Origin of the sequence: Bradyrhizobium sp. A11 (genome assembly GCF_042077125.1) — a bacterium.
Taxonomy (GTDB): domain Bacteria; phylum Pseudomonadota; class Alphaproteobacteria; order Rhizobiales; family Xanthobacteraceae; genus Bradyrhizobium; species Bradyrhizobium japonicum_B.
The window spans coordinates 586522-602484 of the sequence record NZ_CP149509.1 but is presented as its reverse complement, the minus strand read 5'-3'; the positions used below and the strand labels follow the sequence as shown (position 1 = coordinate 602484).

Here is a 15963-nt window from a genome sequence, read left to right as displayed (position 1 = left end):
ATGCGCTCGCTCAAGCTCGATGCGCCGAAATCGCTGTCGCAGCGGGTGATGCAGCGGCTGCGCCAGGCGATCATCGACGGCGAGTTCGCGTTGGGCGCCGCCATCTCCGAGGAGATGGTGGCCAATTCCTTCGGCGTCAGCCGCACGCCGGTGCGTGAGGCGATGGGCCAGCTGCAGGCGCAAGGCCTCGTCATGATCCGGCCGCAGGTCGGCAGTTTCGTGTTCACCCCGAGCGCGGACGACATCAACGCGCTCTGCACCTTCCGTATCGCGCTCGAGCCCAAGGCCGCCGAGCTGGCCTATCGTCACGACCGCGACGGTGCAATCGCGGCGATGAGCCAGGCGATCGCGGCGATGGAGCCGGCGGTCGCGGCGAAGGACAACATCGCCTATGGGCGCGCGGATACCGCCTTTCACGAGGCGCTGTTCGCCCATTGCGGCAACCGCTATCTCGCCGAATCCTATCAGCTGGTCTCCGGCCGCGTCGCCGCGCTCCGCACCAACCTGACCTCGCCGATCGACGTGCGGACCCGCACCTCGTTCGACGAGCATCGCAAGCTGCTCGATCTGTTCGCGCGCGGCGAGCTCGCCGCCTTCGAGGACTTGATGACGACGCACATCACCAATTCGGGCGTGGTCTATGCCAGGGCCTTGAAGGTGGAGACGCCGAAAGCGGATTGATCGCGATTATTTCGCGTCCCTCGAGCCCGACCTGTCCAGGAAATCCAGCGCGGTGTTGATCTGCTCGAGCTGGTGCTCGATCTTGTCGCGATCCTCGACCGACGGCGCCTTTTCGAGCTGTTCCACGAGCTTCTGCTTCCGCAACAGCAAGTTCTCTATGACCGTGCTCACAGCTCCCCCATCGCCACAGGCGGACCTTCGCGGGCGCGCGCGAGCCGGGCTGCCGCAACCCTCCATCAGAATGTCCATCAGGACCGATGGTTCCTGGCGACCCCGGAACCTGCGATCTTTCGCGCGTCCGTCGGTTGTATTCGGGAGCCCGGGGTCCTATGCGTATCCGCCATGGACACCCAGATCGCCACCGCCGCAAAGCCGCTGATGGCCCAGGCCCAGCCGCGCAAGCCGGCGCCGTTCCTCCCTATGAGCCGCGCCGAGATGGATGCGCTCGGCTGGGACGCCTGCGACATCGTGCTGGTGACGGGGGACGCCTATGTCGACCATCCGAGCTTCGGCATGGCGATCATCGGCCGCCTGCTGGAGGCGCAAGGCTTTCGCGTCGGCATCATCTCGCAGCCCGACTGGCACTCGGCCGAGCCGTTCAAGGTGCTGGGCAAGCCAAAGGTGTTCTTCGGCGTCACCGGCGGCAACATGGATTCCATGGTCAACCGCTACACCGCCGACCGCCGCATCCGTAGCGACGACGCCTATACGGCGGGCGGTGAGGGCGGCAAGCGGCCGGACCGCTGCACCGTTGTCTACGCCCAGCGCTGCCGCGAGGCGTTCAAGGACGTCCCGATCGTGCTCGGCGGCATCGAGGCCTCGCTGCGCCGGATCGCGCATTACGATTATTGGTCCGACAAGGTGCGCCGTTCGGTGCTGGCCGACGCCAAGGCAGATCTGCTGCTCTACGGCAATGCCGAGCGCGCCGTCGTCGAGGTGGCGCATCGGCTCGCCGCCGGCGAAGCGCCGCGTTCGCTCGACGACATCAGGGGTGTCGCGCTGTTCCGAAAAGTCCCGGAGGACTACACCGAGCTGCACGCTGACGATCTCGATTCCGCCGACGAAGGCGCGACGCGCCAGAAGGGCGCGACCGTCATTCGGCTGCCGGCGCTGGAGCAGGTCGAGCAGGACAAGGAAGCCTATGCGCGTGCCTCGCGCGTGCTGCACCGGGAGAGTAACCCCGGCAATGCGCGACCGCTGGTGCAGCGTCATGGCGACCGCGACCTCTGGCTCAACCCGCCGCCGATCCCGCTCACCAGCGAGGAGATGGACGCGGTGTACGACCTGCCCTACGCGCGCGCGCCGCATCCGTCCTATGGCGAGGCCAGGATCCCGGCCTGGGACATGATCAAGTTCTCGGTCACGATCATGCGCGGCTGCTTCGGCGGCTGCACTTTCTGCTCGATCACCGAGCACGAGGGCCGCATCATCCAGAACCGCTCCGAAGGTTCTATTCTCCGCGAGATCGAGAAGATCCGCGACAAGACGCCGGGCTTCACCGGCGTGATCTCCGACATCGGCGGCCCCACCGCCAACATGTACCGGATGGCGTGCAAGGACCCCAAGGTCGAGGCGGCGTGCCGGCGGCCGTCCTGCGTCTTCCCGGAGATCTGCCCGAACCTCAACACCTCGCATGACGACCTCATCCGCCTCTATCGCAAGGTGCGCGAGACCCGTGGCATCAAGAAGGTGATGGTTGCCTCCGGCGTGCGCTACGACCTCGCCGTCGAAAGCCCCGAATACATCAAGGAGCTCGTCACCCATCACGTCGGCGGCTATCTCAAGATCGCACCTGAGCACACCGAGCGCGGTCCGCTCGACAAGATGATGAAGCCGGGCATCGGCGCCTACGACAAGTTCAAGCGCATGTTCGACGAAGCGGCCGAGCGCGCCGGCAAGAAATATTACCTGATTCCCTATTTCATCGCGGCGCATCCGGGCACGACCGACGAGGACATGATGAACCTCGCGCTCTGGCTGAAGAAGAACCGCTACCGCGCCGACCAGGTGCAGACCTTCCTGCCCTCGCCGATGGCGACGGCGACCGCGATGTACCACACCGGCGTCAATCCCCTGCGCGGCGTGCGCCACGGCGGCAGCGACAAGGTCGAGGCCATCAAGGGCCTGCGCCAGCGCCGCCTGCACAAGGCCTTCCTGCGCTACCACGATCCCGACAATTGGCCGGTGCTGCGCGAGGCCCTGATCGAGATGGGCCGCCGCGACCTGATCGGCTCACAGCCGCACCAGCTCGTGCCGGCACACCAACCGCCCGGCACCGGCAAGGCCGCGGGCACGCGGCGACCGGTGCGCCCCGGCGGCAGGACGCAGAAGTTCACGACCAAGGGCCTGCGGGTGATGAAGTAGCGGCTGGCTCGCGTACTAAAGCGCGATGCGATGAGGATGAATCGTCATCGCGCTTTAGGTTGTGTAAGCATGATCTTCTCGGAAAACCGCTGCGCACCTTTCCGGATCATGCTTTATAGAGCCAGCACGACCTCGCCCGACACGGCGTCGGTCACGCCGCGTCCGTTGCCCTGGTCTTCGAGCACCGACCTGAAGCTGTCGAGGGTCTTGATCATCGCAGGACGCGCCGCGGCCATCGCATCCTGGCTGGCCCAGGTGCCGATCAGACAGAAGGTCTGCTCGCCGGTCTTGACGATGACGCCTTGCTCGAGGCCGGGCCATTTGGCCTTGCCGTTGCGATGCGCGTCGAGGAAGGCGGCCTCCTCGCCCTGCTTCACCTTGAACTTCACCACGTTGTAAACCTGCATGACGCGCCTCCGAAAAATGGATGGATGAAAACGGGCGCCGTGTGAGGGACAGGACGAAAAGTCCATGACGTCGCCCCGATCGAATGTTGCCTCTCGCGCATGGGGGCCGTCACCGTGACAAATCAGCATGCCGGGCCGCCTGCGATGGTTCAGGCCAGCCAAGACAAAAAATGTCGAAAACAACCCCATGCACAGTAGGCCGGGCCAGCAGGATCAATGGCTTACGGCTCGTCCAAACGCGGCCGATGTGCCGAGCAAGATCCTGTTGCGTCGTCGGGCAAAACAGGGGGCGCCGCGCCCACCTCCGCATCTGGTTGACTTCCTCCCCGTCATGTAACATATAAAGTTACATGAAGCGAGACAGCCGATTATCCGGCGTGCTGCACGTCCTCTTGCACATGGCCCAGCAGCCGGGGCCGTTCACGTCCGAGACGCTGGCGAAAGCCATGGACACCAACCCCGTGGTGATCCGACGCATCATGGCGGGCCTGCGGGAGATTGGTTACGTGCGCTCGGAGAAAGGGCACGGCGGCGGCTGGACGCTCGCCTGCGATCTGTCGAAGGTCACGCTGCGCGATATCTATGCCGCGCTCGGCAGTCCCTCGCTGCTGGCGATGGGCAACCGCACCGAAGCACCCGGCTGCCTGGTCGAGCAGGCCGTCAATGCCGCGCTCGATCAGGCCTTTGGTGATGCGGAGGCGCTGCTGCTGGCGCGCCTCGGCGAGGTGACGCTGGCGATGCTGAGCGAGGACCTGCGCAAGCGGCTCGGCTCTCGAAAGATTCACGACATCGGCGCGCATCGCGCGTGAACGGCTCCAATCACGGGACCACATCATGACCGACATTCAAGCCGCATTCTCGGATCCGCAATTCGTGGCCCGATACACCGAAGGGCCGCGGCGGTTCGTGCCGGGCTATGACGCCATGCAGTCCATGGCGTCCATTCTGCTGGCCGAGAGCGTCCCCAACGACGGGCAGGTGCTGGTCCTCGGCGCCGGCGGCGGCCTGGAACTCAAGGCCTTTGCACAGGCGCATCCCGGTTGGCGCTTCGACGGCGTCGACCCGTCGGGACCGATGCTCGCGCTGGCCGGGCAGACTCTGGGAGAGCTCGCATCACGCGCGCGCTTTCACCAGGGCTATATCGATGATGCCCCGGAGGGACCGTTCGACGGCGCCACCTGCCTGCTCACTCTGCACTTCGTCGATATCGCGGAGCGGCGCCGCATTGCTTCGGAGGTCCGCCGCAGGCTCAAACCACGCGCGCCCTTCGTGGTTGCGCATCTGAGCGCGCCCGACGGCTTCGAGGAACGCCCGCGATGGCTGTCGCGATACTCCGCGTTCCTGGCCTTCTCCGGCGTCGAGCCCGACAAGGCGGCAGCCGCGCGAGACGCCGTCACCAACCATCTGGAGATCCTCACGCCGGCCCAGGACGAGGCGATCCTGCGCGAGGCCGGCTTCTCCGATCCGGCCCTGTTCTATACCGGCTTCGCCTTCCGCGGCTGGGTGGCCTACGCGTGAGGCGGCACGGCTTCGCCAACCGGGCCGGGCATCCTGCAATGCCGGGTAACAGGCCCGCATCACGATTCATTCGCCGGCGCCACGGGCCGCGTCCGTTCCGCGTTCCGAACCGAACACCGCTTCAACGGCAGGGCCAGTAGCAGCCCTTGGCCGATTGCACGTTGCGGCAAATCCTCCCATATTCCCCCAAAGCGGAGGCGCCAGATGTCTGGTTGCGGCGGTTGCTGCGGCAGTGAAGCAAGGTTCGAGGGTCTTTCCGCAGATTACCGGCGACGGCGCTGGCTGGTCATCGGAATCAATGCTGGGATGTTCATCGTTGAAACCGGCGGTGGCCATCTGGCCGGCTCGAAGGCGCTGCAAGCGGACGCGCTGGATTTCCTGGGCGACGCGCTGACCTACGGCATCACCCTTGCCGCTATCGGCACCTCGGCGACAACCCGTGCCAAGGCAGCCTTGTTCAAGGGGCTATCCCTGTTCCTGATGGGCTTGTGGGTGTTTGGATCGACGGCCTATCACGTGCTGATCCTTGGCATTCCGCAAGCGGAGATCATGGGCGCCGTCGGCTTCCTGGCCTTGGCGGCAAACGTCACGAGTGTCCTCCTGCTCATGAAGTACAAGGATGGTGACGCCAACGTCAGGTCGGTCTGGCTGTGCTCGCGGAACGATGCCATCGGCAACGTCGCCGTTATGATCGCGGCGGGAGCCGTTTGGCTCACGGCCTCGAAATGGCCCGACCTGATTGTCGCGGCCCTGATGGCGGGCCTGTTCCTTTCCTCTGCGATGCAGATTCTCCGTCAGTCGCTGGAAGAGATGCGCCGACCGTCGGCTGCGCCCGCCGAGTAGCCTCCTGCCGGAGGTGCGTAAGCCAGCCATGGGCCTTCACATCTGGCGACTTCATCTGACGAGACTTCTGGGGAAGCTGCTGAGATCAACCCCGCAGCTTCCCCTTCTTCAATCATAAGGCGACGATCTTGTTACCGCCGGGTCGGATCGTTGGACCCGCCGGGACGGGTGGTCTGGGGGCCGCCCATGCCGGCGTTACCCGCGCCATTTCCGCCGGTCGCAGCGCTGGATCCGCCGCCCCCGGCACCAATACCGCCCGGCCCTGGTCCGGCTGCACCGGTCGTTCCGCTCGCCGAGCCGGCGCCGGTTCCTCCAGCTCCCGCGCTGGCACCAGCGCCGCCCGCTCCACCAGCGCCCCCACCCGCGCCGCCTCCACCGCCTGCCTGCGCATGGGCGAAACCGATCGAAGCGCCGGCAAGCAACGCACACATGGCGACTGAGAAGATTGTCTTTCGCATTGTTCAAACTCCGGTTGACAATGACATGCCAATCAAGGCCGCATGCAAACGTTCCTATGAGATTCGTCGCAGGATTCCGCGGTCGTAGAAGCGATCATGCGCTGCGTCGAACATGATCCAATTCCTGCGGTCACGACGTCCCCTTGCCGCCACTCCCGCGGCAAGCGCAGCCAGGCCTGAGCACCTTTCTCGCGGAGTAACCAGGCCGGGGAAGAACACGTAGGCCATGAAATGCAAATCAGAATGCATTGCTCGATCTGATGCAGCTGGTGAAGTGACGCGGCGAGAGCTCAGGTCGGGCATGAACCGATTGCGCGCCTGCTGCGGCGGGAGGCAGCCGGGCGTGGCGAACAGATTCATTCCGCGGAAGAGTTTCTTCCTGCACTCCTGGAACCATCGTTCCCCGAGTCTATTGGCTCACTGACACAAACTTCTTTCGGGAGATACTTCATGAGAATTCTCACAGTCTTAGCAGCCGCGGCCAGTACACTTATCGTGACCGCCGCTTCGGCAGCCCCGCTTTCCCTCGGCGCATCGCCGACGCCGGAGAGCAACCTTCAAAACGTTCGCATGGTCTGCAACGAGGATGGACGGTGCTGGCGCCAACGTAGCGAAAAGCGCGTCATCATCCGCGAAGGGCGCGATGCCTACGGATATGCACCACGTGAGCGCTACATCGAGCGGCGCGGCTATGGCTATGAAGACCGCGGCGGCGTCGGCATCCGCGCTCCCGGCGTGAGCGTCGGGATCGGCACCTACTGAGCGACAAGCGAGCCAATGCAAGAGGTCGCGGAGCAATCCGCGGCCTTTTTTGTGTCTCTCAGGCGACCGCGCAGCGTGTGGCTACGCGGAGGAAAGCTGATGCGCAAACAAGCATCGATCACCTAAATTGTCACGCTGCTCTGGCTATTCCGGGCGTGGAACGCCATATCACTGATATCACCGCACGCCCCTCGGCTATCATCGGTGACTGAGAGCATCACGCTCCCGCCGCGACCAAGAGGCGGTCACATGTCACGAATCTCCCCGTCCATCATTTGCGAGTGGCTTGTTCCGCCCGTGCTGCTACCGATCTTTTTCGTGCTGCCGATCGCTTTTGCGATGCTGCTTCAATGGTAGATCACTTCACGGGACCCGCACCATCTGCTCAGGCCTGCATACGGCTCCGCCAGGCGGCGCCGGCGCAGCCATCCCTCGTTTGCAAGCTGGACGTCAAGGCATCGGACGCTCGCGACAGAGCCCGGAATATGCCGCTGGGCGAGGAGCGCGCAGCGGCGATGCAAGAGGCTATGATCCTCCAGAACGCCGTTGAAATGCTCAGACATTTCGGCACGCGCGCCAGCTGACGCCCGTCCACGGCCGGCAAGACCCGGCAGACCGCGTCTTGCACCGCTGGCACGATTTGCCGTCCATCCCGGGCTACCGGGACGTCGATCTCTCACGGCTTAAGCAAAACCGGCTCAAGCGACCGCGGCGACCGAGCCGAGTGGCACGTCCAGTGCGTAAACGAATCCGCCCCGTTCATATGCAAGGCTCACCTGCCCGGTCAATTGCTGGCCCAGAGATCCCATCATCCGGGTGCCGAAACTCCGCCGCGTTGGCGGCTCGACCGGCGGCCCGCCCCTTTCGGTCCAGACCAGGCGAAGCCGCTGCTTCACCTCGTCGATCGCCCAGGAAATCTCAACGCGGCCTGTCGGGACGGACAGGGCGCCGAACTTGGTCGTGTTGGTGCACAGCTCGTTGAACGTCATCGCAAGCGCAATGACGGCGACGGAGCTAATCCTGATATCCGGTCCATTGAAGTGGAAACGTCTGTCGCCCTGACTGTCGTAGGGCTCCGTTGCGCTGCTCAGCGTGTGGGTAAGGCTCGCATCGGCCCAACTCACCTGCATCAGCAGATCATGGGCACGCCCCAATGCAAGCAGCCTGCCCTCCATCGCCTTCTGTCCGTGCTCGATGCTCGGCGCTCCGCGGAAGCTCTGGGACGCGATCGCACTCACCATGGCAAGCGTATTCTTGACGCGATGATGAAGCTCGCCGAGGATCAGCTTCTGCAATTTGTCGGCGGCACTTCGCTGCTCGGCGTCGATGCCGGCCTGAATGATCAGCGCCCGCGCGTCGATCTCGGCCTGTTCCAGCAGCAAGCGAAGACTGTCGTTCTCGGCGGACAGGGAAGCCTCCTGCTCCGACCGGGAGGGGGAGGCGCGCGCGTCGTCAAATGCGCCACCGAGCGTCCAGTCGCCTGCCGTCGGAACGATCTGCAAAGCACCGGCGCCCACCATCGCCTTGAGCTCGGTGATCATTTGCTCGACACCGAGCGGTTTACCGAAAAACCTGCTGTTCGCCGGCCGTTCCGCCTCGGACGGCTTGACCTGGCCGGACACCAGAATGATCTTGATCGAGGGCCAGCGCTCGTGCACCGCATGGGCGAGCTTGAGGCCATCGATACTTCCCGGCATTTGAATGTCGGTCAGCAGCAGCGAGATGTCCGATCGGGACTCCAGAACCGAGATTGCCTCGTCGGCATTGATCGCCTCGATGGGACAGAACCCGGCATCCTCCACAATGTCGACCGCACGCATCCGCAGGATCATCTCGTCCTCCACGATGAGAACGTTCGGCACCTGAACTGGATCTGTCGACATGGTGATCTCGCTCTCTCTCGGCGGGCCGAGGTAGTCTCGGCGCCCGCGAATGCTCGTAAGCCGATGGCGTGGACCGAGTCCGCGCCCATTGCTGCGCTTTTCGAGAGGAGAAGGCCAGCCAATTCGCCGCGCCCGGCTGTCTCGTCTCAGCGCGCCGGTCTGATCGGCTGGTTCAGACAGGAAGAACTGGAGCCTGATCCCTCAGGAGAACTGCTCGAACGAGGACCGAACTATCGGCGGGCAGTCACGAGGCGAGCTTCCTGGATCTTCGTTCCAGAGCCGGCATGCCGCAAACAGGACGTGGTAAAGTCCGGCCAGATCTGTGCCGAGCAATCTGGGAAGGCGGCCCGGATTTCGAGCCGGTCGCCTTTGGCCAGCGCCACGAGCTCATCCGCCTGCACTTTTGGAGCAAAAGGCGGCAAAGCGATCACTGCCGCTCCGAGGAGCATGAAAATCGCGAGGGACGACAGGGATTTCACCATTTAGTTCTGCTGACTTCTGGTCTTCGATCCCGCCACGTTCGAGGATCCGTCAGGACAACAACCATCACGAGCTATCGTTCCCCCTCCTCAACTCGCTTGCTTGGCTGGTTCGTTCCGATGCCAGATGGCCTTGTGCAGTCGAGCGGAGCGCCGCGCCTTGGCACGATGGATCTGAACCATTGGCCCTGCCAATCGTCTTCCTCACTGGAGAAAAACAAATGATGGAAGACCAACTCGCCCGCCAAGAGCAGGTCGCTTTTCGTTTAGAGCAATCCAAGCGCCTGCTGCGAGGCGCGAAAGATCCCAAGACCACGCAGCGCATCGGGAAGCTGATCGGCGACCTGGAGCGAGAGCAAGCGGAAGCAAGCGAAAAGTAAGTCGCCGCTGGCGCGATCGCGCCCCCAGGTCGCGCCAGCGGCGGCATGGAGCGGGCACCGCGCCGATGGCAGCGACAGGTCGTAGCCGCCATTCGACGACGTGAAAGAGGCCCGCCGCCTGACATCAGATCGCCAGCGTTAACCCTGTCGGCAAATGATTCGCCGCAGGTCGGCCCGCCGCCGGCAAAGTTGCCTTATTGGCGCGGAGAATTCTCAGCTGCACTAACCGAGGTTAGAGGCGCGTATGCTGAGAATGGCGTTGTTGGGCCTCCTAATCCTGCTGAGCGTGGGAATGCTGTCAGCAATGGAGCTCAGGGCTCCATCGCGGCGCGCGATCGTTCCGCCGCCTGCCGAGCAGAGCGCCGGCATCTCTGCGTCGCAAGAAACGTTGGCAAAGGCCGATCGCCTCGAAACTGCCGCCGCGGGAAGCGTGACGCCGGCAGAGGCAGCGTCAGGCGAAAACCCCGTTGCTCCCCGGGACGTCCATGTCGGCGCGTCCGCGCCGGCACCGACTGTCCGGCCTCGGCACGATGCGAAAACGAGGGCGACCGCCGAACGTCCCAAGGCCAAGCCAAAGGTGACCGTCGTCAAGCGAGCTGCCAATGCTCAACGTGCAAAATCCGCCGGCGAGACCGAGCCCTGCCGGCTCAAGGCGTTCGGCGGCTTGCTCAAGGCGTTGAATTTGACCGGTTGCGAGATCTGAGGACACCACAAGCAGTCCAAGCCTGTGCCTGCTTTCACGAGGCGACTAGCATGATCCGGAGAAGTGCGCAGCGGTTCTCCGAAAAGATCATGCTCAAACAATAACCTGGAGCATGCACCTGATCGCCGATCTTTCCCTCAACCGGCGTCTCGCAAATTCTGCCGATCATCCCTAGATTGCCCGCATGAAAAAGATCGGATTCCTCTCCTTCGGGCACTGGACGCCCTCGCCGCAATCGCAGACGCGCTCCGCCGGCGACACGCTGCTGCAATCGATCGAGCTGGCGGTCGCGGCCGAGCAGTTGGGCGCCGACGGCGCCTATTTCCGCGTGCACCACTTTGCGCGGCAGCTCGCCTCGCCCTTCCCGCTGCTCGCCGCCGTCGGCGCCAAGACGAGCCGCATCGAGATCGGCACGGCTGTCATCGACATGCGCTACGAGAACCCGCTCTACATGGTGGAGGACGCCGGAAGCGCCGACCTCATCGCCGGCGGCCGGCTGCAGCTCGGCATCAGCCGCGGCTCGCCCGAGCAGGTGATCGACGGCTGGCGTTATTTCGGCTATCGCCCGGCCGAAGGCCAGAGCGATGCCGACATGGGACGGCGCCATGCCGAGGTCTTCCTCGACCTCTTGCGCGGCGAAGGATTTGCCGAGCCCAATCCGCACCCGATGTTTCCGAACCCGCCGGGCCTGTTGCGCCTGGAGCCGCATGCGCAGGGCCTGCGCGAGCGGATCTGGTGGGGTGCCGGCTCGAACGCCACCGCGGTGTGGGCGGCCAAGCTCGGCATGAACCTGCAGAGCTCGACGCTGAAGAACGACGAGACCGGCGAAGCCTTCCACGTGCAGCAGGCGGCGCAAATCCGCAGCTTCCGCGCGGCTTGGAAGGAAGCCGGCCATGCCCGCGAGCCGCGCGTGTCCGTCAGCCGCAGCATCTTCGCGCTGATGAACGATCGCGACCGCGCCTATTTCGGCGGAGAGCGCGGCGGCGAGGACCAGATCGGCTTCATCGATCCGCAGACCCGCGCGATCTTCGGCCGGAGCTATGCGGCGGAGCCGGACGCGCTGGTCGAGCAGCTCAAGCAGGACGAGGCGATCGCCGAGGCGGACACCTTGCTGCTGACGATTCCGAACCAGCTCGGCGTCGATTATTGCGCGCACGCGATCGAGGCGATCCTGAAGCACGTCGCGCCGGCGTTGGGGTGGCGCTGACATGAGCTGGCGCGGCACGACCAGAAGTCGCGATTGACTTCGCGCACCACCCCCGCCAATGATCCCCCCGGGGACTGTTGGACTGAATCAGGGGGTTGGAATGGGCTTGCGTCCGGGGATCTTCGTTGCGGCTTTCTTGCTTGCGGGGTGTGCGTCAGGGCCGATGGGCAGCACGGCTCTGACAGATAACGTGAAGGCAAATACTGCAAGGCTGGTGGTCTATCGCTCATCCGCCCTGGGTTTCGCGATCCAGCCAAGCTATTCGGTCGACGGACGCTCCGTTGGAGGCAGTCAGGCTGCGGGTTTCCTGGCCTGCGACCTGCCTCCGGGCCGGCACGAGGTTGCCGTCAATAATCTTCCGCTGAGCAGCAATCTGTTCGGGCAGGGAAGCGAGAAGGTGAGCGTCGATCTGCGCGCCGGCAGCACCACCTATCTCTCCGCCCAGCCGCAGATGGGAATCATCACGCCCGGTGCAATCACGTTGATTCAGGTCACGGAAAGCCAGGGCCGCGCAGACGTCGCCAGCTTGCATCAGAGCAACAGCTCATGTGGCAAGGCATGATCTGAGGCGCTCCGCTGCCGACACGCGGATGAAACGCCTCGTCCTGCAAATCATCCTGCGCCTTGGGCGCTATGCGGTCCTTCCCGTCGTCGCGCTGGCCTGCACGATCCTCGCCAGCTGGCTGATGATCATGGACCGGTACACGATTGCGGCGCTGGCCACGGCACCGATCGTGTTCACAACCTTCATGGCCGCGATGGCTCTCGCCATCGGGCTCCTGTTCCTGCCTTCGCGCAAGCATCGCAGCTTCGAGGCCGACGAGGAGACTGCCCCGGGGCTCTGGGCCGTATGGAAGGAGCTCGATCGCAGCTTCGTCCGATCGAACCGCACTCTGTTGATCGACACCGATTTCAACGCTTCGATCTCGGAAGCGAGCCGGTATGCCGGATTGTTCGGGCAGTACGTCACGATGACCGTTGGTCTGCCATTGTTGATGATCCTGGACCAGCGGGCGGTTCGTGCCGTTATCGCTCATGAAGTGGCGCACGCCCGGCTTCGGCACACCTCGGGCGGGACCAACCTTGCGGATTTCATGGCAGCCGCGGAGAACGTTTTCTTCTACGCCGATCCCGACCACACCGTTACCGGACATATTGTCCACATCCTCCTCCGTTCCCTGCTCGAAAGGCTCGAGAAGGAATACCGCGCATTGTCACGGGAGAACGAGCTTGCCGCCGATCTCGAAGCAGCCGAGCAGGTTGGACGGGAGGAGATGGCACGCGCGCTGGTGATGATGGAGGTTTGTGGAGCACGTCTGACCGATCTCGTATTCGCTCCGCTGCAGAAGGAGGTGCTCGGCGCAATCAAGGCGCCATCACCGCCGTTCGCGCGTATCTTAGATCAGATCGCAGCCATAAGAGCGCCCGGACCGATGACCGCCGCCAGTCTGAGCCGCGAGCACGATCCCGATTCGACACATCCGCCTTTTGGCCAGCGGCTGGCGAGCCTCGGGTACACCGACATACCTGACGTCGGCGAGGTCCAAGCGTCCGCAGTTGACCAGCTTCTCTCACCGGATGCAGCCAAAGAACTTACCTTACGATTCGATGATGAATGGCGAAAGAAGATCCAGGAGTGGGTCAGCGTCGGCAGATGAACGTGCGGGCCGCGGATGAGCGGCCCGTCGTGCATTTCCAGTTGCTTCTGGGATGGCGTCGCGGCACTGCTGTGCGCGTCCAACCCGTTCGCGCGAGCCGCAACCCAACTCACGCTTGGCGCCTCTTGCCATCTCAAAATTGAGATAACGTCAGGCCGTGCCCTGACAAGTCACGATCCTCAACGAAACCGTGGTCGCGGAGATCGCTGCGCTTCCGGCCGACATGCAGGCGCGCTTTCTGCGGCTTGCCGAGCGCATTGCCTCGGTTGGCCTGGAAAGCCTCGGCGAGCCTCACGTCAAGCACCTCGAAGGGAAGCTTTGGGAGTTGCGGTTGACGGGACGTGACGGAATTGCCCGCGCCCTCTACGTCACCGCGATCGGTCGAAGAGTCGTCGTCGTGCGGGCATTCATAAAGAAGACGCAAAAGACCTCACGTACCGAGATTGAACTGGCGTTACGGAGAGCCAATGAGATCACATGAAAATCTCGCTCGAATAGAAGGTTAGTTTTGTCATAGGCAATCGTGCCAAATGGAAAGAAGGTCACATGACAATCCCGTTCGACAAGCTCAAGGCTCGCCTTCTGGCCAACCCAAAGGTCAAGGCCGAGTATGACGCGCTCGCTCCGGAATTCGAGATTGCCGCTGAACTGCTCCGGGCTCGCCTGCGAGCTGGCTTCTCACAGGCCGAATTAGCCACCCGCATGGGCACCAGCCAGTCGACGATTGCCCGACTTGAGAGCGGGCAAACGCTGCCGAGCACGAAGACACTCTTGCGGATGCCGAGGCTACCGGCAGCAAGTTCCGGGTACGTCTATCAGCAGCCTGATCTGCCACCCGGCCACTCACCTCGGCGCCTTCGCGTTCACTGCATGGTGCTTATGAGATAGATGCCGCCGCCGACGACCAGGATGGCGGGCACGGCCCAGAGAATCAGTACGGGCATTTTCCCCTCTCTTCCGATCAGCTGCTCTCGAGGAGGAAACGGGAAAAAATGGCAAACGTTCCGCCGCGAACGGAACAGGCAGGTGGATGGCGAGTTCATCGCAGCGCCGCATGCAGCGGCGAGGGAGAATGCGATGAAGAGATTCATGCTGATATCGGCCGCCGCCCTGCTCGTGTCGACCAGCGCGATGGCGCAGACCACCGTGACGACGACGACCGGCGCCGGGCACGGCGCAACCGTGCAGATCGAGCCGGAATATCGCACCAAGATCCGGTCCTACGTCACCGAGCGCAAGATCCGCCCGGTCGAAACGCGCGAGAAGATCGTGGTCGGCTCGCCCGTGCCGCGCGACGTCGAGCTCGCGACCGTTCCGAGCGACTGGGGCCCGTCGCTCACCAAATATCGCTACGTCTATTCGGGCAGCCACGTGATGCTGGTCGATCCCGAGACGCGCATGGTCGTCCAGCAGGTCGACTAACGCCACCGCGGCGGGTCGTGGAGGAGCGGCCCGCCGCGCATTTTCCATTTTATCATTGCCCGGTGGCGCCTGATGCCGATCGTCCGATATTTCTTGTTTGCAAGCTGCTTCAGCCTCGCGTTGCTGTTCGCACTCGATCGCTCCCTGCCACCGCTCGCCGAGCTTTCTGCAGGGCCGGAGGTCGAACGAACCAATATTCGTATCAGGTCCGCGCGGCCCTGGCCTGAGAAGATCATCTTCGACACGTCCACTCAGATCGCCACCACGGCCTCCTCGCCTCTGCTTGCGGCGGAGCCGCCGGCCCATGCTGCCGGCAACGCGCTGGCGATGGTCGAACCGCGAACGCCGGCGACAAACACCAACCCGACGGCTCGGAACAGCGGGGCGCAAGCAGCCGCTTTCGATGCAGATCCTGCGGGCCGCGCGACCTCCCCGCATCTTCTGTCCATCGTCAGGTGACGATCGGAAAAGTCCAAGCTGCAGGAACCCACGATGGCGCTGCGCGCCAGGTGCGGATGAACGATGGATGAATGAGAGCGATGGCTTGCGCATCGCCGAGTCCGCCAATCAGCATCAACGCGTCAAGGTGTCCGACAGAAGGAACGTTTGCCCGATTGCCAGTTTATCCCGAGCCTGATTTGGCGATTTGTTTTTGAAAACCCTGGAGGAGACTGACATGAGAATCCTGAAGCTTTCCGCGGCCGCGGCCGCGCTGCTCGCCGGCACGGCGCTCGCCGTGGCACAATCGAGCTCGACGGTCGGCACCGGCGGTTCGTCGGCGGGCGGCGGCACCAGCAGCTCGACGGTCGGTACCGGCGGCTCTTCCGCCGGCGGCAGCGGGTCGGGCTCTGCCTCGACGCTCGGCACCGGCGGCTCGTCGGCCGGCGGCGGCACCAGCAGCTCGACCGTGGGCACGGGCGGTTCGGCCGCGGGTAGCGGCACGGGCAGCGGCTCGGCCTCGACGCTCGGCACCGGAGGCTCATCGGCCGGCGGCGGCAAGAGCTCGTCCAGCGTCGGCACCGGCGGCTCGGCCGCAGGCAGTGGCTCGACCGTTGGTCAGTCGGGCGCGTCGAAGTCGCCCGGCATGGGCGACGGCAAGTCCGGCAGCCATGCCAGCGACATGGGCATGGAAAAGGGCAAGGGCCACAACAAGGACGAGTGGAAGAAGGACAAGAACTAGTCCGATCCCGGGAGCGGC

At 64.1% G+C, this 15963-nt stretch carries 20 protein-coding genes; 16 read left to right on the top strand and 4 right to left on the bottom strand.

Translation table 11 applies throughout. The annotated features are described in order from the left end of the window. Together WI560_RS02785 and WI560_RS02780 are read left to right on the top strand one after the other, a co-directional pair. Nucleotides 1-681, top strand: a complete 681-nt coding sequence (locus WI560_RS02785; RefSeq protein WP_375306805.1) for a GntR family transcriptional regulator — start codon at nucleotides 1-3, stop codon at nucleotides 679-681. Between the two features lie 342 nt (nucleotides 682-1023). After that, nucleotides 1024-3045, top strand: coding sequence for a YgiQ family radical SAM protein (locus WI560_RS02780; protein WP_375306804.1), 2022 nt, complete (start codon nucleotides 1024-1026; stop codon nucleotides 3043-3045). A gap of 113 nt (nucleotides 3046-3158) precedes the next feature. On the opposite strand, the gene WI560_RS02775 is transcribed toward WI560_RS02780, so the two are convergent. Then, nucleotides 3159-3452 carry a DUF718 domain-containing protein gene (locus tag WI560_RS02775; protein WP_375306803.1) on the bottom strand — a complete coding sequence of 98 codons (294 nt, stop codon included), beginning with the start codon at nucleotides 3450-3452 and terminating at the stop codon, nucleotides 3159-3161. A gap of 350 nt (nucleotides 3453-3802) precedes the next feature. Here WI560_RS02775 and WI560_RS02770 point away from each other — a divergent pair, with 350 nt between their 5' ends. From WI560_RS02770 to WI560_RS02755, 4 genes are all read left to right on the top strand, one after another. Further along, entirely contained in the window at nucleotides 3803-4261 is a 459-nt protein-coding gene (locus tag WI560_RS02770) for an Rrf2 family transcriptional regulator (RefSeq protein ID WP_375306802.1), read from the top strand. A 25-nt stretch (nucleotides 4262-4286) separates the two neighbouring features. Then, nucleotides 4287-4970 carry a class I SAM-dependent methyltransferase gene (locus WI560_RS02765; RefSeq protein WP_375306801.1) on the top strand — a complete coding sequence of 228 codons (684 nt, stop codon included), beginning with the start codon at nucleotides 4287-4289 and terminating at the stop codon, nucleotides 4968-4970. A 204-nt stretch (nucleotides 4971-5174) separates the two neighbouring features. Continuing rightward, nucleotides 5175-5813, top strand: coding sequence for a cation transporter (locus tag WI560_RS02760; RefSeq protein WP_375306800.1), 639 nt, complete (start codon nucleotides 5175-5177; stop codon nucleotides 5811-5813). A gap of 908 nt (nucleotides 5814-6721) precedes the next feature. Beyond that, nucleotides 6722-7033: a hypothetical protein gene (locus tag WI560_RS02755; RefSeq protein ID WP_375306799.1), complete on the top strand. Its 312-nt coding sequence runs from the start codon at nucleotides 6722-6724 to the stop codon at nucleotides 7031-7033. A gap of 698 nt (nucleotides 7034-7731) precedes the next feature. On the opposite strand, the gene WI560_RS02750 is transcribed toward WI560_RS02755, so the two are convergent. After that, nucleotides 7732-8916, bottom strand: coding sequence for an HWE histidine kinase domain-containing protein (locus WI560_RS02750; RefSeq protein WP_375306798.1), 1185 nt, complete (start codon nucleotides 8914-8916; stop codon nucleotides 7732-7734). Between the two features lie 230 nt (nucleotides 8917-9146). Next, complete coding sequence (locus WI560_RS02745) at nucleotides 9147-9398, bottom strand: hypothetical protein (RefSeq protein WP_375306797.1); 252 nt, start codon at nucleotides 9396-9398, stop codon at nucleotides 9147-9149. 179 nt (nucleotides 9399-9577) lie between these two features. Between WI560_RS02745 and WI560_RS02740 the strand changes: the two genes are divergently transcribed. The 7 genes from WI560_RS02740 to WI560_RS02710 all read left to right on the top strand — a co-directional run bounded on the left by WI560_RS02740 (nucleotide 9578) and on the right by WI560_RS02710 (nucleotide 14231). Next, nucleotides 9578-9775 (top strand): hypothetical protein, encoded by a 198-nt coding sequence (locus WI560_RS02740; protein ID WP_375306796.1) that lies wholly within the window; start codon nucleotides 9578-9580, stop codon nucleotides 9773-9775. Between the two features lie 577 nt (nucleotides 9776-10352). Further along, nucleotides 10353-10478, top strand: coding sequence for a hypothetical protein (locus WI560_RS02735; RefSeq protein ID WP_375306795.1), 126 nt, complete (start codon nucleotides 10353-10355; stop codon nucleotides 10476-10478). 184 nt (nucleotides 10479-10662) lie between these two features. Continuing rightward, nucleotides 10663-11685, top strand: a complete 1023-nt coding sequence (locus WI560_RS02730; protein ID WP_375306794.1) for an LLM class flavin-dependent oxidoreductase — start codon at nucleotides 10663-10665, stop codon at nucleotides 11683-11685. A 100-nt stretch (nucleotides 11686-11785) separates the two neighbouring features. Beyond that, complete coding sequence (locus WI560_RS02725) at nucleotides 11786-12247, top strand: DUF2846 domain-containing protein (RefSeq protein ID WP_028138805.1); 462 nt, start codon at nucleotides 11786-11788, stop codon at nucleotides 12245-12247. Between the two features lie 28 nt (nucleotides 12248-12275). Continuing rightward, a complete protein-coding gene (locus tag WI560_RS02720) occupies nucleotides 12276-13343 on the top strand; it encodes a M48 family metalloprotease (protein ID WP_375306793.1) in 1068 nt (355 codons plus the stop codon). A gap of 190 nt (nucleotides 13344-13533) precedes the next feature. Next, nucleotides 13534-13824: a type II toxin-antitoxin system RelE/ParE family toxin gene (locus tag WI560_RS02715; RefSeq protein ID WP_375306792.1), complete on the top strand. Its 291-nt coding sequence runs from the start codon at nucleotides 13534-13536 to the stop codon at nucleotides 13822-13824. Between the two features lie 65 nt (nucleotides 13825-13889). After that, nucleotides 13890-14231, top strand: coding sequence for a helix-turn-helix domain-containing protein (locus WI560_RS02710; protein ID WP_375306791.1), 342 nt, complete (start codon nucleotides 13890-13892; stop codon nucleotides 14229-14231). Here WI560_RS02710 and WI560_RS02705 read toward each other — a convergent pair. Then, entirely contained in the window at nucleotides 14207-14434 is a 228-nt protein-coding gene (locus WI560_RS02705) for a hypothetical protein (protein ID WP_375306790.1), read from the bottom strand. The two genes, WI560_RS02710 and WI560_RS02705, sit on opposite strands and share 25 nt — an antisense overlap. On the opposite strand from WI560_RS02705, the gene WI560_RS02700 reads away from it, so the two are divergent. From WI560_RS02700 to WI560_RS02690, 3 genes are all read left to right on the top strand, one after another. Then, nucleotides 14421-14765 carry a DUF1236 domain-containing protein gene (locus tag WI560_RS02700; protein ID WP_375158462.1) on the top strand — a complete coding sequence of 115 codons (345 nt, stop codon included), beginning with the start codon at nucleotides 14421-14423 and terminating at the stop codon, nucleotides 14763-14765. The genes WI560_RS02705 and WI560_RS02700 overlap by 14 nt on opposite strands. Before the next feature lie 72 nt (nucleotides 14766-14837). Further along, nucleotides 14838-15224 (top strand): hypothetical protein, encoded by a 387-nt coding sequence (locus WI560_RS02695; RefSeq protein WP_375306789.1) that lies wholly within the window; start codon nucleotides 14838-14840, stop codon nucleotides 15222-15224. 217 nt (nucleotides 15225-15441) lie between these two features. After that, nucleotides 15442-15945 carry a hypothetical protein gene (locus tag WI560_RS02690; RefSeq protein WP_375306788.1) on the top strand — a complete coding sequence of 168 codons (504 nt, stop codon included), beginning with the start codon at nucleotides 15442-15444 and terminating at the stop codon, nucleotides 15943-15945. Nucleotides 15946-15963: the final 18 nt, after the last annotated feature.

Coding starts and splice junctions, on each gene's coding strand:
- WI560_RS02750 (WP_375306798.1), bottom strand. CDS start 8,916: ATGTCGACAGATCCAGTTCAGGTGCCGAACGTTCTCATCGTGGAGGAC.
- WI560_RS02780 (WP_375306804.1), top strand. CDS start 1,024: ATGGACACCCAGATCGCCACCGCCGCAAAGCCGCTGATGGCCCAGGCC.
- WI560_RS02690 (WP_375306788.1), top strand. CDS start 15,442: ATGAGAATCCTGAAGCTTTCCGCGGCCGCGGCCGCGCTGCTCGCCGGC.
- WI560_RS02695 (WP_375306789.1), top strand. CDS start 14,838: ATGCCGATCGTCCGATATTTCTTGTTTGCAAGCTGCTTCAGCCTCGCG.
- WI560_RS02725 (WP_028138805.1), top strand. CDS start 11,786: ATGGGCTTGCGTCCGGGGATCTTCGTTGCGGCTTTCTTGCTTGCGGGG.
- WI560_RS02770 (WP_375306802.1), top strand. CDS start 3,803: ATGAAGCGAGACAGCCGATTATCCGGCGTGCTGCACGTCCTCTTGCAC.
- WI560_RS02755 (WP_375306799.1), top strand. CDS start 6,722: ATGAGAATTCTCACAGTCTTAGCAGCCGCGGCCAGTACACTTATCGTG.
- WI560_RS02710 (WP_375306791.1), top strand. CDS start 13,890: ATGACAATCCCGTTCGACAAGCTCAAGGCTCGCCTTCTGGCCAACCCA.
- WI560_RS02775 (WP_375306803.1), bottom strand. CDS start 3,452: ATGCAGGTTTACAACGTGGTGAAGTTCAAGGTGAAGCAGGGCGAGGAG.
- WI560_RS02760 (WP_375306800.1), top strand. CDS start 5,175: ATGTCTGGTTGCGGCGGTTGCTGCGGCAGTGAAGCAAGGTTCGAGGGT.
- WI560_RS02720 (WP_375306793.1), top strand. CDS start 12,276: ATGAAACGCCTCGTCCTGCAAATCATCCTGCGCCTTGGGCGCTATGCG.
- WI560_RS02705 (WP_375306790.1), bottom strand. CDS start 14,434: ATGAATCTCTTCATCGCATTCTCCCTCGCCGCTGCATGCGGCGCTGCG.
- WI560_RS02700 (WP_375158462.1), top strand. CDS start 14,421: ATGAAGAGATTCATGCTGATATCGGCCGCCGCCCTGCTCGTGTCGACC.
- WI560_RS02730 (WP_375306794.1), top strand. CDS start 10,663: ATGAAAAAGATCGGATTCCTCTCCTTCGGGCACTGGACGCCCTCGCCG.
- WI560_RS02765 (WP_375306801.1), top strand. CDS start 4,287: ATGACCGACATTCAAGCCGCATTCTCGGATCCGCAATTCGTGGCCCGA.
- WI560_RS02745 (WP_375306797.1), bottom strand. CDS start 9,398: ATGGTGAAATCCCTGTCGTCCCTCGCGATTTTCATGCTCCTCGGAGCG.
- WI560_RS02785 (WP_375306805.1), top strand. CDS start 1: ATGCGCTCGCTCAAGCTCGATGCGCCGAAATCGCTGTCGCAGCGGGTG.